Source organism: Flavobacterium sp. ZB4P23 (assembly GCF_003970375.1).
GTDB lineage: Bacteria > Bacteroidota > Bacteroidia > Flavobacteriales > Flavobacteriaceae > Flavobacterium.
This window is the reverse complement of record NZ_RYDK01000005.1, coordinates 1-15,076: the sequence shown is the minus strand read 5'-3', so window position 1 is coordinate 15,076 and position 15,076 is coordinate 1. Positions and strand designations below refer to the sequence as shown.

At 34.3% G+C, this 15,076-nt stretch carries 17 protein-coding genes; 4 read left to right on the top strand and 13 right to left on the bottom strand.

Translation table 11 applies throughout. The features are described 5' to 3' along the window. Positions 1-34: 34 nt before the first annotated feature. The 3 genes from EKL99_RS09305 (at position 35) to EKL99_RS09295 (ending at position 2,398) form a co-directional block, all read left to right on the top strand. Positions 35-475 carry a sterol desaturase family protein gene (locus EKL99_RS09305; protein WP_126561742.1) on the top strand — a complete coding sequence of 147 codons (441 nt, stop codon included), beginning with the start codon at positions 35-37 and terminating at the stop codon, positions 473-475. Between the two features lie 166 nt (positions 476-641). Then, positions 642-1,103, top strand: a complete 462-nt coding sequence (locus EKL99_RS09300) for an SRPBCC family protein (RefSeq protein ID WP_126460723.1) — start codon at positions 642-644, stop codon at positions 1,101-1,103. After that, a complete protein-coding gene (locus tag EKL99_RS09295) occupies positions 1,103-2,398 on the top strand; it encodes a deoxyribodipyrimidine photo-lyase (RefSeq protein ID WP_126576829.1) in 1,296 nt (431 codons plus the stop codon). The genes EKL99_RS09300 and EKL99_RS09295 overlap by 1 nt, the downstream gene beginning before the upstream one ends. 1 nt (position 2,399) lies before the next feature. Here EKL99_RS09295 and EKL99_RS09290 read toward each other — a convergent pair whose 3' ends face one another. The 9 genes from EKL99_RS09290 to EKL99_RS09250 all read right to left on the bottom strand — a co-directional run bounded on the left by EKL99_RS09290 (position 2,400) and on the right by EKL99_RS09250 (position 10,801). Beyond that, positions 2,400-3,818, bottom strand: coding sequence for an SDR family oxidoreductase (locus EKL99_RS09290; protein ID WP_126576828.1), 1,419 nt, complete (start codon positions 3,816-3,818; stop codon positions 2,400-2,402). Between the two features lie 262 nt (positions 3,819-4,080). Then, positions 4,081-4,692 carry a GTP cyclohydrolase I FolE gene (gene folE / locus EKL99_RS09285; protein WP_231507417.1) on the bottom strand — a complete coding sequence of 204 codons (612 nt, stop codon included), beginning with the start codon at positions 4,690-4,692 and terminating at the stop codon, positions 4,081-4,083. Positions 4,693-4,849: 157 nt separating this feature from the next. Beyond that, positions 4,850-5,533: an SDR family NAD(P)-dependent oxidoreductase gene (locus tag EKL99_RS09280; RefSeq protein WP_126561746.1), complete on the bottom strand. Its 684-nt coding sequence runs from the start codon at positions 5,531-5,533 to the stop codon at positions 4,850-4,852. Positions 5,534-5,589: 56 nt separating this feature from the next. Then, positions 5,590-5,874, bottom strand: coding sequence for a TIGR03643 family protein (locus EKL99_RS09275; protein ID WP_255416288.1), 285 nt, complete (start codon positions 5,872-5,874; stop codon positions 5,590-5,592). A 51-nt stretch (positions 5,875-5,925) separates the two neighbouring features. Continuing rightward, positions 5,926-7,410: a cryptochrome/deoxyribodipyrimidine photo-lyase family protein gene (locus tag EKL99_RS09270; RefSeq protein WP_126576827.1), complete on the bottom strand. Its 1,485-nt coding sequence runs from the start codon at positions 7,408-7,410 to the stop codon at positions 5,926-5,928. 7 nt (positions 7,411-7,417) lie between these two features. Continuing rightward, positions 7,418-8,725, bottom strand: coding sequence for a DASH family cryptochrome (locus EKL99_RS09265; RefSeq protein ID WP_126576826.1), 1,308 nt, complete (start codon positions 8,723-8,725; stop codon positions 7,418-7,420). Further along, a complete protein-coding gene (locus tag EKL99_RS09260; RefSeq protein ID WP_370273044.1) occupies positions 8,701-8,808 on the bottom strand; it encodes a DUF2256 domain-containing protein in 108 nt (35 codons plus the stop codon). The genes EKL99_RS09265 and EKL99_RS09260 overlap by 25 nt, the downstream gene beginning before the upstream one ends. A 26-nt stretch (positions 8,809-8,834) precedes the next feature. Further along, positions 8,835-10,142, bottom strand: coding sequence for an AarF/ABC1/UbiB kinase family protein (locus tag EKL99_RS09255; protein WP_126576825.1), 1,308 nt, complete (start codon positions 10,140-10,142; stop codon positions 8,835-8,837). Continuing rightward, positions 10,142-10,801, bottom strand: a complete 660-nt coding sequence (locus EKL99_RS09250) for a TetR family transcriptional regulator C-terminal domain-containing protein (RefSeq protein ID WP_126455559.1) — start codon at positions 10,799-10,801, stop codon at positions 10,142-10,144. Before EKL99_RS09250 ends, EKL99_RS09255 begins: the two co-directional genes overlap by 1 nt. Positions 10,802-10,919: 118 nt before the next feature. Between EKL99_RS09250 and EKL99_RS09245 the strand changes: the two genes are divergently transcribed. After that, positions 10,920-11,834, top strand: coding sequence for a TIGR01777 family oxidoreductase (locus tag EKL99_RS09245; protein ID WP_126576824.1), 915 nt, complete (start codon positions 10,920-10,922; stop codon positions 11,832-11,834). Positions 11,835-11,836: 2 nt separating this feature from the next. Here the strand turns inward: EKL99_RS09245 and EKL99_RS09240 are convergent, their stop codons facing one another. From EKL99_RS09240 to rmuC, 4 genes are all read right to left on the bottom strand, one after another. Further along, positions 11,837-12,376 (bottom strand): YceI family protein, encoded by a 540-nt coding sequence (locus tag EKL99_RS09240; protein ID WP_126576823.1) that lies wholly within the window; start codon positions 12,374-12,376, stop codon positions 11,837-11,839. Positions 12,377-12,550: 174 nt separating this feature from the next. Then, the gene (locus EKL99_RS09235; protein ID WP_126455565.1) at positions 12,551-13,096 is read right to left on the bottom strand and encodes an acyl-CoA thioesterase; all 546 of its coding nucleotides are present in this window, start codon (positions 13,094-13,096) and stop codon (positions 12,551-12,553) included. Further along, positions 13,097-13,462, bottom strand: coding sequence for a 6-phosphogluconate dehydrogenase (locus tag EKL99_RS09230; RefSeq protein ID WP_126576822.1), 366 nt, complete (start codon positions 13,460-13,462; stop codon positions 13,097-13,099). A 17-nt stretch (positions 13,463-13,479) separates the two neighbouring features. Then, positions 13,480-14,838, bottom strand: a complete 1,359-nt coding sequence (gene rmuC / locus EKL99_RS09225; protein ID WP_126556090.1) for a DNA recombination protein RmuC — start codon at positions 14,836-14,838, stop codon at positions 13,480-13,482. Between the last annotated feature and the right edge of the window lie 238 nt (positions 14,839-15,076).

Sequence of the window (15,076 nt, the reverse complement as noted above, 5' to 3'; positions counted from 1 at the left end):
TTTTTAAATATTTTTTAATTAAACATAGAATAAAATGATATTTTTTTTGATATTTATAGGTACTTTTTTAATAATGGAATGTGTCACCTGGTGTACCCACAAATTCGTTATGCACGGCTCAATGTGGTACTTTCATGCCGATCATCACCAACCAAAATACACTAATGTTTTTGAACGAAACGACATTTTTTTCGTCATTTTTGCCATCCCAAGCATCCTGCTTTTCTATTATGGTGTCGAAGGAGGACTGAATTATAAATTCTTTCTCGGACTGGGAATTATGTTTTACGGCCTTTGCTATTTCATGATCCATGACGTCCTAATTCACCAACGTTTCAAGTGGTTCAAAAACACGAACAACAAGTATTTAATAGGATTGCGAAAAGCCCATAAAGTACATCACAAACACTTAGGCAAAGAGCATGGAGAATGTTTTGGCATGCTGTTCGTTCCTTTAAAATACTACAAAATATAAATTTAATTTGGGCGTGACCCCGCTTTCACTAGTGTTACAGCGGGGTCAGGCTATCCGTTCCCGCTTTTTTATACCAGGCAAAAAAGCCAGGTATAAAAAGAGCTTCACTACTATCCCTCACGCAAACCCAGTGTTCCATAACGGTATTTATCCTTAAAATACAACCATGAAAATATACAAACAAGAAACCGTACAGCACGTGAATGCAACTGTCCAAGAATGTTGGACTTTTTTTTCCAATCCAAAAAATCTTCAAAAAATCACACCAGAAGGAATGGGTTTCCAAATCACAGATTTCGATAATAAATCTATGTATCCCGGGCAAATCATTCAATATAAAGTAACGCCACTTTTTGGGATTACCTTGTCGTGGATGACGGTAATTACACAAGTAAAGGAAAATGATTATTTTATTGATGAGCAGCGTTTTGGTCCCTATAGTTTCTGGCATCACAAACATTTCTTTGAGACCACACCAAATGGAACAAAAATGACCGATGTGGTCCATTACGGTTTGCCACTTGGTATATTGGGACGAATCATGAACACCTTAGTCGTGAAAAATAAATTGAAATCCATTTTTGCGTATCGTGTTGCAAAAGTGGATCAAATGTTTAATTCAAAGTAATGAGCAAGCAAGAAATTTCTGTTTTTTGGTTTAGACGCGATTTGCGTCTGGAAGATAACGTTGGATTATTTCATGCTTTGAAGTCTGAATATCCGGTTATTCCGTTGTTTATTTTTGATGATTCCATCTTAGATACTTTACCTAAAAACGACGCTCGAGTCGGTTTTATTCACGAATCACTTTCTAAAATAAATAGACAATTACAGGAAATTGAAAGTTCACTTTTGGTTAAAAAAGGAAAAACTATCGCTGTTTGGCAATCTTTATTAAAAGAATTTGATGTCAAAGAAGTCTTCTTCAACAAAGATTACGAACCGTACGCGATACAACGTGACTCTGCAATTTGTGAATTTTTAGAAACTAATAAAACCATTTCTTATTCTTTTAAAGACCAAGTCATTTTTGAAGAAAAAGAAGTTACTAAAGCAGATGGATTGCCCTACACGGTGTATACACCGTTTAAAAATAAATGGTTGGAGAAATACAAGTCAATGACTCCAGTTCAAGAATATGATACTGCTGTTTATTTTGCTAATTTCTATAAAAACAGTTTTGCTTTTCCCACTTTGGAACAAATAGGTTTCGTAGAAAGTCTTATCAAAGTAAAACCACATAACCTTAAATTCATTGCAAATTACCAAGATATAAGAGATTTCCCAGCCTTAGATAAAACCTCTTATCTTTCGCCACATCTGCGCTTTGGAACGGTAAGTATCCGGAAATTGGTCAATTGGGCATTTAATAAAAATGATGTGTTTTTGAGTGAACTAATTTGGAGAGAATTTTTCATGCAAATCTTATTTAGTTTTCCAAAAGTCGGTACGCAAAACTTCAAATCAGCCTATAATGGGATTCAGTGGCGCAATAATGAAGAAGATTTCAAGCGCTGGTGTACCGGAACAACGGGCTATCCAATGGTTGATGCCGGAATGAGGCAACTCAATGAAACCGGGTATATGCACAACAGAGTTCGCATGGTTGTCGCGAGTTTTCTATGCAAGCATTTATTGATTCAATGGCAATGGGGTGAAGCCTATTTTGCCGAAAAATTATTGGATTATGAGATGTCTGCCAATGTTGGCAATTGGCAATGGGCTGCAGGAACTGGCTGTGACGCTGCACCATATTTCCGAGTTTTCAATCCGGAGATCCAGCTAAAAAAATTCGATGAAAAAGGAATCTATATCCGCAAATGGATTAAAGAATTCGATTTAGGATACAAACAGCCAATGGTAGAACATGCGATGGCTAGAGACAGAGCTATTGCGACGTACAAAGCCGGAATTCTGAAGTGATTTATTTTATTAATTTGTTCAGCATGCCATTAAATATAAACCCGTGAAACGGCAAAACAGAATACCAATATAAATTTCCCCAAATCCCTTTTGGGAGGAAAGTAGCCGATTGGTACAGCGTATTTCCTATTATTTTGAATTCCAGCCACGCTTCACCAGGTAGCTTCATTTCGGCAAATAAGATTAATTTTCCTTCTTGTTTATTGGCATATAGTACGCGCCAAAAATCCAAAGCATCACCAGAATGAATCTCGTGTCTGTTGGTTCTTCCTCTTCTACTACCTACACCTCCGTATAATTTATCAATAAAACCTCGTAAACTCCAAAGCCAATCGCCATAATACCAACCGGAATCTCCACCAATGGACCAGATTTTATTTATAGTGTATTCTCGGTCTATGATTTCCATTTTGCGTCGGTCTATAAAGCAATCTTTTTTTGGAACCTTCAAATATTCTGACATGTTACTGTTGAAACGGCCGCTAATGAGGGAATCTTTCCAGCTCGAAGCTACTTTGTCTTCATCTACTTTTATCAAAGCACGGGAAAGTGCCTTTTTGTAGGTCATTGGCGTAACATGCAATAACTCATTGATTTTATTATCACTGCAAACAACTTCTACTTTCATGCTGCTGACCAGTGCTGAAGCCAGTCGATAAGATGTTGAGGTTACAAAATACAACCAATAGGAAGATAATTTTGGCGTCATTATAGGAACAGTAAAGATCCATCGTTTTAGCTTTTTGGCTTCTGCAAAACCCAAAAGCATCTCTTTATACGTTAAAATATCAGGTCCGCCAATATCAAAACTTTGATTATAAGTAACGGGGTTTAATAATGATTTGGATAAAAATTCAAGAACATCCGGAATTGCAATGGGCTGGCATTTAGTATTCAGCCATTTTGGGGTAATCATTACAGGCAGTTTATTGATTAAATCCCGAATTATTTCGAACGAAGCACTTCCAGAACCTACAATAATTCCTGCTCTTAGAGTAGTAGTGGGAAAAGTACCGGTATTCAAAATTTCTTCTACTTTTTTTCGCGACGATAAATGTTTGGATAATGATTTATCGTTGATAATTCCACTCAAATAAATTACTTGTTTGGCTTTGGTTTTATTCAAGCGATGCACAAAATTTAGAGCCGATTCACTTTCCAATTCATCAAAATTAGCAGCTGAACCTGACATGGAATGAATCAGATAATACGCCGCATCAATAGTTTCTGGAATAGCTGTCAATGTTTCTTGATTTAGGAAATCTACCTCAATTATGGTAATATTTTTTTGATATTCGACCGGACAATTAAATCTGTTTTTATCTCTTACACAACAGATTATATCGTGCCCTTGTCCTGACAATAGGGGTAAGAGTCGTTTCCCGATGTAACCTGTTGCACCTGTTAAGAGAATTTTCATAAGTTTCTATATTTTGCCATCATATCGTAAAGATACTACCTTACCGCTTTAATTGATCCCATTTTAATCTTTTCAGGTTTAATTCCTCGAAGCTCTACTTCTATTTTTTTTTGCCACAGATTCACAGATTAAAAAGATTTTTGAAAATCTGTGACAGTTATTTAGTTAATACCTCTGGGGCCCTGCCCCGAGGTAGTTTATTTTGGGTTTTTGCATTTTTTTAGCCACTTTTAATCTGTTTAATTAGTTGTAAAAATTAAATTTAACTCAGTTTAGTAGAAATCAAACTAATAAATTCTCTTCTGGTTTTATTTTTTTCGAACGCGCCTGTAAAAGAGGAAGTGGTAGTAACTGAGTTTTGTTTTTGAATTCCTCTCATCTGCATACACATGTGTTGCGCTTCAATTACTACCGCTACTCCAAGCGGATTCAGAGCTTCCTGAATGCAATTTTTTATCTGATCTGTCAACCGTTCCTGCACTTGCATCCTTCTGGCGAAAGCATCCACCACTCTTGGTATTTTACTCAAACCAACAATTTTACCATTAGGGATATAAGCAACATGCGCTTTTCCAAAAAACGGCAACATGTGGTGTTCACACATCGAATATACTTCAATATCTTTTACCACAATCATTTGATGGTGGTCTTCACTAAATAATGCCGATTTTAATATTTCTAATGGATCTAAGCCGTAACCGTGCGTCAAATATTGCATGGCTTTGGCTACACGTTCTGGAGTTTTTTCAAGTCCTTCTCTGGTTACATCTTCACCCAAATCACTAATTATGGTTTTATAATTTTCAGCTAATGCTTCGGTTATTTCTGCATCATATTGCTCGACTTTCTCGTAACTTCTCATTTCTTTTATCATGGTATACTGTATTTCAATTTTAATTTTGGCTATTTTTTTTTTGGATTCTTGTTTAAACAAACCATTTATAGATTTAAAAAAAACAATCATTCTTTATATATAAGCTTAATTTCTTAATGGTTAATTTTTCTTTTTTGTGTGGTTAACAATAACTTGTTTAGATTTTAAAAGTCACTATTCCGTAATCCATTTCGAATACCTGACCTGAAATTGATTTTGCATTTTCAGATATCAGGAAGTCTACCATGTGTGCTACTTCCCGAGGTTTCAAATAGCCTTTCATCGGGTGGCGTTCTATCATATTCTCTTTCATACGGTCATTTCTCAAAATTCCTGCGGCTAGTGTCGTTTCCGTAATTGTGGGAGCAATGGCATTGATGCGCACTACTGAAGCTAGTTCTGCTCCTAATGATTTCACTAATCCTTCCACACCCGCTTTTGCAGTAGCAATACTTGCATGAAACGGCATTCCTAATTTTGCAGCAACCGTACTGAACAAAATAATGGATGGATTGGTTCCTTTTTTCAAAACAGGCAAATATTTTTGGATCGCTTTTACGGCACCAATAACATTAATTTCAAAATCTGTTCTGAAATCGTCAATACTAAGACTTCCTATGGGTTTCAAGTTGATAGAACCCGGACAATAAATTAATGTATCTATCGCTTCAATTTCCGGAAGTGTATCTTGTAACACATTTACTGAAAAATGTTTCAGATTGGGATGTGTGATCTCTGGTGCATTTCGGCTGATGTTATACACCATGTTTGTCTCTAATTGCTGCAACAAAATGGCATTGCCAATTCCTTTGCTTCCGCCAATGATTACGATATTTTTCATGTTATTTGGTCAGTTATTTAAATTCTATTTTGATTTTGTCGTTTATTGAATCCAATTTATCGTTTGGAAATCTTATTGTTATTAATCTGTCTTTGCATGGTACATTTAAAGCGGCCTTCGCGAAAATCTCTTAATTTTTCATGTTTTGTTTTACGACCTTGCACTCTTTCGCGCCACATTCTAAAACTGGATGGTTTCATCTCGGTACGCATCAGGTCAATTACTTCTTGCTCTTTTAATCCAAATTGCATTAAAATTGCATCAAAAGTCGTGCGGTCCTCCCAAGCCATTTCTATGATTCGGTCTTTGTCTAAATCGGTAAGTTCTTTTTTTATATTCACAATATGTTATTTAAAAGTGGTCTTGATTTCTTTGTGCTTATCGCTGAAAAATTATTCGCTATCGCCAATATCAGCCATGGTATGGAGTTTTAATATCCGGGAACTTTCCTCTTTTACTAATGGATTTTTCTTCATTTTCCATAATAAATCGCTAGCATATTTTCTTGTTCGTTCCATGTTTACAATTTGTTTTGGATAGTGAATGCCCACTTCAAACTCATTAAATTTTTGATCTAAATAGGTCATTTTATTTGGTTCGTGCACAAATGCCCTAGGTAAGTTTCGCAATTCTGGAACCCATTTTTTTATAAACTCACCATCAGGATCGTGCTCATAGCTGTTTTTTATGGGATTATAAATACGCAACATATTGATTCCGGTCTCGCCAGCCTGCATTTGCAATTGAGGAAAATGAATTCCGGGTTCAAAATCAAGGAACATTTGAGATAAATGTTCTGTAGCGTTCTGCCAAGGTTGCCATAAATTATGAGTAAAAAAGGAAACTAACATTGCACGCATTCTAAAGTTCAAATACCCTGTTTCGTTCAAACAACGCATGGAAGCATCGACTAATGGAAATCCGGTGTATCCCGTTTTCCAAGCTTTAATATAATTTTCATTCACTTTCTTTTGCAACGAATGGAATCCTTTATTCACACTTTCAAACTCCATGACTTCTTCCATTTCAAATTTTTGAATGAAATGTGCCTGCCAAGTCAGTCTGGATACAAACGAATCAATTTGTTTTTTGTCGCTGCAGTTGAGTCTGAATGTCGCTGCTTTTTGTAAAACCTGTCTGGAAGATAGATTTCCCCAAGCAATGTAAGGGGATAATCTGCTGCAACTTTTTCGAGCTAGTAATGGTTTTGAAATATGAGAACTGTAATTGTGATACCGTTCCTCAAAAAATGTTTGTAAATACTTTCCAGCCATACTGCTACCTCCTTTTTGGAAAATAGTATCGGGAATGGTTTCCAGATTGGTTTTTTCTAGTGCTTTTTCAAGCTCATTAATTGCTGCCATATTAAGGAAATTCTCTGCTTTCGAATCGAAAATAAATAATGATTCATTCATATATTCTTCCCATTTAGAAACCCAGTTTGCTCTGTTTCTCAATGCCCTGAAAATGCCATTATTAATATTTTCAACCCAATTGATCTGATTATTTTTACAAAATCGTTTGAAGGTTTTATCTCTTTCGTAAGTAATTTTTAACCCTGTTTCCTGATGCGAAAAAACAGTATCAATTTTGTATGTTTCCTCAAGGATATTAAATACCTGAAGAACTTCTGAGGAGACTGCTAAAACCTGCGTGTTCGATTGCTCCAGCTGCTTATTGATATCAACAAGGGACTGCTTGATGAAATTCCAGTGTCTAGAACTGTAATGCGAATCATTTTCTAAAGATTTCTCGAACACATAAAGCAACAAAGTAGGCGTATCTGTTTTTGTGGCATTAAAAATTGCTTCGTTATCCTGCAAACGAAGATCTCTTTTGAACCAAACTACATTGATATTTTTTTTATTTGTATTCATTTATTTTTTATAATAATAATTGTTGTTGTAGCCATAATTTTTGAAATTTTGATTGTCCGTCGTAATTCGTGGCTTGTAATTTAATATTAAATTTTCGATCTCTGGGATCGTTGCCTACTCCTGAAACATACATCCAGTTTCCATAATTGCTGTGAACATCGTAATCAATAAGCATTGCTTCAAAGTATGCCGCTCCTATACGCCAGTCCAATAGCAGATCTTTTGCAAAATACGACGCTACATTTTGTCTGCCGCGATTGCTCATCCAACCTGTTTGTTGTAATTCAAGCATATTTGCATTTATAAAAGGTTCTTCAGTTGCACCATTAATCCATTTATTGATGGCATACTTGTTTCTTTTCCAATCATATTTTTTGTTTAAAATTCCGCCAATCTTAAAAATTGAATTTCCATTTTTTAACGAAATATATTTAAAATAATCTCTCCAAATTAGTTCAAAAACCAACCAATATGTTGAGTCATTCTTCTCGATTTGTTGTTCATATTTCAAAATTTCCCAATAAATAGTTTTTGCAGAAATTGATCCATTAGACAACCAAGGTGAAAATTTCGAACTAAAATCAGTTCCAATTAATCCGTTTCGAGTTACTTTATAAACGCTCAGTTTTTTGGTTTTCCAAAAATAATTTTGCAAACGTTTCATTGCTTCATCTTCACCACCACCAAAAGGAAATGCCGTTCTGGAATTTATTTCAAAATCAGTAAACCCTAAATTTTTTATCGTAGGAATAACAGTTTGGTCTATGGTGTAATTATCAATTAACAACGGTTCAACTGAAAACTCAGGTCTGACTTTTGTCGTTTTTTCACATTTATTTCGGAATTGTGTAAAAACATTTGGAACTGCTTCAATAGCAAACGGTATTTCTTCCGGATGAAATAAGAACTGATTATAACTACTTTTAAACGCTACTGAATTTGGAACCTGAGTTTTTATGTTATCGGAAACTATAATTTCCTCAGAAGTCCATTCTTCTTGAAAATAGATCGAACTAATTTCGTTTTGAATGACAATCGCTGGAATACAGTCTTCTGGCTTTTGGTGATAAACCAATAAAGAAACATTCAAATTTTTTAGATTTTGTTTTAAAGCCGCTACCGATTCCAATAGAAATTTAGCACGGAATTTTTCTGTTTTTTTGAAACCATATTCTTTTTCTTCAAAATGTCGTGGGTCAAAGCAATAAATTGCAATTACATTGTCATTTTCTTCCATCGCAGTAGATAGAGACTCATTATCATGAACTCTAAGATCATTCCTAAACCAAACTAACCCTTTTTGTTTCTTTTGCATTTTTCACTACAATATTTAACTTCGTTCCAAACTTTTTCCCATTTTTTCCGCCAGCTGAATGGCCGGTTGCAGACCATACACATTTTTGAAAGCAGATTTTCTTTTTTCACTACTTGTATTTTTCAAATTCATTGACAACTATTTTCGCTTTCAAATCAAACATCAAATTGTATAAGCCAAAAAAAGTTCTGTTCATGTAAATAAAATGTTTAGAACCTCTATTCCCGTTCATTTTTCGAAGATTAGTGTCTTTTGAAAAGCGTTCCCCCAATTGTGCGATACTTTCAAAAAAACTTTCATCCGAGAAATCGAATATTTTCTCTTGAAAAGGTTTGGTAAACAACGATAATAAATCATGAAACAATTCTGTGAAATAGGCTATTTCTGCATCAGAATCATCAGCACGTAAAATTTCTAATTCAAATAATTTTGAATTGAATATTTTAGTATCGTTAATTACATCTTTACTTACCAGCTCAAAATAGGGGGTGTAAAATTCTGTTGGAATTTGTTTCATACAACCAAAATCTAATGCTACTAATTGGTTTGCATCGTTGACTAAGAAATTTCCAGGATGTGGATCAGCGTGTACTTTTCTTAAAATATGAATTTGGTACATATAAAAGTTCCATAAAGCCTGACCAACTTTGTCTGCTACTTCCTGATTGGTATTTGTTTTTGTAAATTCAGAGAGATGTTTGCCATTCATCCAGTCCATTGTGATGATTTTGTCTGTTGAAAAGTCAGGGTAATATTCCGGAAAAACCAGATTTTCTATTTTTTTGCAGGCGTCAACTACTTCTTGACTTTGTTTTAATTCCAATATATAATTAGTTTCCTCAATCAATTTGTCCTCAACTTCCTTAAAATATTTATCAGAATCTTTTCCTTGAAGGTTAAACATTCTGATGGCAATAGGTTTCACCATCGATAAGTCAGAGGAGATGCTGTTAGCCACTCCGGGATATTGAATTTTTACAGCTAGTTTTTTACCGTCTTTCATGGCAACATGCACTTGCCCAATACTTGCTGCATTTTTAGATGTAGCATTGAATTCATCAAATATTTCATGAGGTGTTTTCCCAAAATTTGTTTTGAAGGTTTTCAGTACTAGCGGAGCTGAAAGTGGTGGAACAGAAAATTGGGATAGTGAAAATTTTTCTACATAAGCCTGAGGCAAAAAACTTTTATCCATACTCAACATTTGTGCTACTTTGAGCGCACTTCCTTTAAGGCTTTTGAGTCCGTCGTAAATATCCTCGGCATTGTCCTCGTTTAATTTTTCACGGGTCAAATCAGAATTGACTATTTTTTCACCGTAATATTTTAGGTAATTTACGCCAACTTTAGCACCGGTTTGTACCAGCTTAGTTGCTCTTTCAATTTTTGATGTTGGAATATAATCTATAGTTTTCATTATTTGTTGTATATTTTTTCTTTGAAAATGAATTTTCCAAAGTCGATTAAGCTGTCTATCGGTGCGATATTCATTAATTCAAAAGTTACTTTAACAGATTTTTCAATGTAAATGTCTGTTTTCTCAAAAGCAGCTGAGGCATCATCCAACCAAAACTTTAGCGTTAACAAAAGTTGAATCCAGGATGCTTCCTGAAAGGATTTCTCTTGAAAGTTTTGCAGTTTTTCCTGTTGTGTTCTAAATTCATCTGAGATTATTTCAGATAAATAATTTCTGAAACTGTTTCTGAGCCCAGAGAGTTGCATTAGTTTTTTCAACTGATTGTTGTGCTCCTTTAATACAAGAACAACGTAACTCCTGTTAGCAGTCAGGATCTCAAAAAATGTAAAGTAAAAACTTAACATTTTACTTTTCATGTCATACATTTCGTATTCCTTATTTTTGTTCAGTAAGTCAGTAGTTTTTTCTACAAACATTTTAAAAATTTCTTTCTCAATACTTTCAATTGTACCGAAAAAAGCATAAAATTCAGTTTCTGTAAAATCATTTATTTTTGTAAAATGATATACTGATTTTGGTTTCTCGCTGTGTTCAAGAACATAATTCATGTAGAACGAAACTATTTTGTCTTTTGTTACGGTTGTTTTTTTAGTAGCCATTTTTACGGTGTTTCAAATTAGAGTATAAAGGTAATAAATGTTTAAACATATATCAATAAAGTTAAACAAAATTTAATATAATTTTAGTATCAATATAAATCAGTAGCTTTACAGTATTATGAAAAAGAATGTTTTAATAAGCGGAGGTTCGGGATTTATCGGAAAAAATTTAACTGCTTTGTTGGTCGCAAAAGGGTATACAGTTTCCATTTTGAGTAGAAGTGAAAAGCGTAATACAGAAGCTGTGTTTTATTATAAGTGGGATGTAGCAAATCACACTATTGATGAAGCGGCAGTTTTGAACGCCGATTATATTGTACATTTAGCTGGCGAGAATATTGGGGAGAGACGCTGGACGGCCAAACAAAAAGCGGCTATTATTGATAGCAGGGAGCAATCTGTTCAGTTGCTTTATACGGTTCTAAAAAAGCATGATAAAAAAGTAGAAGCGTTTATTTCCGCTTCGGCAGTAGGCATTTATGGTGCTGTCAATGGCGAAGAAATTTGTTCAGAAACCATGGCTCCTGCGAATGATTTTCTAGGATATACCTGCCAGAAATGGGAAGATTCCATAGATTTTATAGAAAATTTAAATATACGTACCGTAAAAATTCGCACCGGATTAGTGTTAGGAAAAAATGATGGTTTTTTAATGAAACTCACTCCTTTATTCAAGTATCGGTTAGGTTCTGCATTGGGATTTGGAGAGCAGTACATGCCTTGGATTCATATCGATGATTTGTGTGCGATCTACTTTCAGGCAATTGTCAATCCCAATATGGCTGGGCCGTATAATGCAGCGATTACTGATAATACTACAAACACCGTTTTTTCTAAAACCTTGGCATGTGTTTTTGGATATTCAATATGGTTGCCAAATGTACCTGCTTTTGTATTGAAATTAGCGATGGGGAAAATGGCGGTAATTGTACTAACGGGACGAAGGGTTTCTTCGGATAAAATAACTCAAACTGGGTTTAAATTTAAATTTAAAAACTTAGAAGGAGCTTTGAGAAATTGTTTAACAAAATAGATTTAATATAAGACACAAATGATTTTTGTGTTCACATTTTTGGATATTTTGCTGCGAACAATGAACGGAATTTTAATCTTGAAATCATCCGTATTTAGGGGAAATGTGGCATATAGCTGAATTCCCTGATCTACTTTTTTTAAGGTTCCGTTAAAAAGGAGCCTTTTAGTTCTTCCACGAATTGTTATTTTTCCATTTATTTGATATTCTCCTACAGTAGTATTTATGTTTTTTAAATCGAATTTCGCAATTTTTCCCTTAAAAATGGCTGTTGGAAAACGGTTGCTCTCCATATAATTATTGTTAAAATGTTCTTGCATCATTTTTTTTTTGAACTTAAAATCTTTGATGCTAATCCAACAAATGATCTGACCTGTCTTAGTGATTAAAATACAGGTTGTTTTCTCGTTGATTGCGTTCACTTCTTCAAATAATGGGATTGAAGCCTCAAAATTAATGATTCCGGAATAGGATACCATTTTTTCTTGAGCAGTGGTTGCTATTACAGTAAAGAGCAGCATTATTTGTATAATTTTTTTCATAATGATTTATGAATTAAATTACTTAAAGTTACAAAATAAGCAGTAAATATAAAATTATTGTTTGCTTGAAATAACAACTGGATAAGTTAATTTATCTGTTCTTTTTTAATAAGAAATTAGAGGTTTATTGTCCAAAAGAACAGCTGGTCTTTTGGATAATAAGTGTTTGCAACATTATAATTCTACCCGAACATTATATTTTTTTATATTTTCTAGTGCTTTTTCTGAACGGTAATCAAACGCTTCTTTATGGAGATTTTTTTCTTCTTTTAACGCTATTAGTTTGATGCAATTATAAAAACGGCGTACTTCATTGAGATTCGTGAGGATCAATCTGGGAACAAGGGTACTGTTGCCTTCCTTATCTTTGGCAACCATTGTGAAATAGGAGGAATTACAATGTTTAATTTTTCCGGTTTGAATGTTTTCGGCTTCTACCCGAATGCCAATAATCATAGAGCTTTTCCCTACATAATTCACGTTGGCTTTCATGGTTACCAATTCACCCACTTCAATAGGTTTAAGAAAGTTAACCGTATCTACCGATGCCGTTACGCAGTAATTTCCTGAAAATTTTGAAGCACAGGCAAAAGCAATTTGATCCATTAGGGATAAGATATACCCACCATGAATCTTGCCACTGAAATTAGTGTTTGAGGGTAACATCAATTCTGAAATACTAATGTCAGATGATGCTACTGTTTTAAAAATGCTGTTCATTTATTTGATTTTAAAGGGAGAATTAACTTTCTTGACATTAGTAATAAAATAGTGTGAATCGCCCCACCATGGGTAAGTTCTGTATCGTTCCATATAAGTTACTTGGACGTATTGTCCTTCAAATTTCTTTAAATCCGTTATTACTTTTTCCTCACTGTCCATTACCGAAAAAGAAAAAATTTGCGCAACGGAAATGCCTTGACTAATTTCGCCCTCCCAAGTTTTGAATACAACGCCCTTGCGACTCACTTTTATTAATTCGCCGGAGCGAACTCCTTCACTGTACGTAGCATTGTATATAAAAGTGAAATAACCCGCAACAGTTACTACAAGCAATACAGAAAGGATTAGTATAAATTTTTTCATTAGGATTTAGTTTAAAGTTAATTTTCGTTTTTTTCGGCTCGGTTTATAATGCTTTCGGGAAGTGATTTTTTCGCTTTAGCTCCCATTTTTTTTAATTTTTCGACACTCACAATTAGATTTCCTTTTCCTTCTACAAGTTTATTCATCGCACCGCTGTATTCTATTTTGCTCTCGTCTATTTTTTTTCCAATTTTGATTAGGTCTGCCACAAAACCTTCAAATTTATCATACAATGCACCAGCTTGACGTGCAATTTCGAGTGCGTTTTCCTGTTGTTTTTGATTGGTCCACATGCTGTCAATTGTTCGCAGGGTAGCCAGAAGAGTTGCTGGAGTAACAATGACAATGTTTTTCTCGAACGCTTTGTTGTATAAAGACGTATCCTCATTGAGTGCCATGGCAAAAGCAGGTTCAATAGGAATAAATAACAACACAAAATCAGGACTTTCTATTTGGTACAAATCATGGTAGTTCTTATTGCCAAGTTGCTCTACGTGGCGTTTGATGGAACTGACATGCTCTTTTAGATAGGCAATTTTCAGTAGATCATCTTCTTCATTGATATATTTTTCATACGCCGTCAAAGAAACTTTAGAGTCAACTATCATTTTTTTACCCTCCGGCAGATTGATCACAACATCAGGAAAAACACGATTTCCATCTTCGGTTGTAAAGGCTTGTTGCACCTCATATTCACGGCCTTTCTCCAAACCTGATTTTTCAAGAACGCGTTCTAATACTAATTCGCCCCAATTTCCCTGCATCTTACTGTCTCCTTTCAAAGCCTTAGTTAGATTAATAGTTTCCCTGCTCATCTGGATATTCATTTCGCGTAAGCCCAGAATTTGTTGGCGTAATGCCGCATGATAATCAATACTTTCTTTGTGGGTGTCTTCAACTTTTTTTTCAAACAATTGAATTTTATCCTGTAATGGTGTCAGGATATTTTTCATGTTTTCCTTGTTCTGTTCCGTGAATTTATTGGACTTTTCTTCTAATATTTTATTGGCAAGATTCTCAAATTCCTTGGTGAATTTTTCTTGTAGTTTTTCCACTTCTTCTTTTTGTTCTTTGTTGCGTTCCCAAAGATTCTCAAAATCAACTTCTTTTTTTGAAAGCTGAATGGCTAAACTGTCTTTTTCGTTCCTGATGCTTTCTTTTTGGGAATGGGTGTTTTCCAGTTGCTTTTCAAAAGTTATTTTGTCTACAATTAGTTGTTCTTTCAGTTGATTGAATTGGGTGGAAAATGCAATCAGTTTTTCTTCTAAACTAATTTTTTCCGATTGAAATCGAGCAGAGAAAATGAGCTTGCCAATGAAAACACCAATCGCGAGCGCAACAATAAAAATCAATAAAAACGGAAACATATCTGACATAGAATTTCTTTTTGAAACGTTGTAAAAATAAACAAAAGTTTCCTGATTTTCTTTCGGAAATCAAAATACTAATGCAAGTTTTTTTATAGAAAGTTATTAATTTTGATGACTCAAACAGGCGGAGTTTTAAAAACATATTAGATAAAAAAGCCAGATTTCATTTTTGGACATGCCCCAAAAAGTTAGACACTATTTGGGGCATTTTTTATGGAAAAAAAAGTAAAATATGATTATGCAT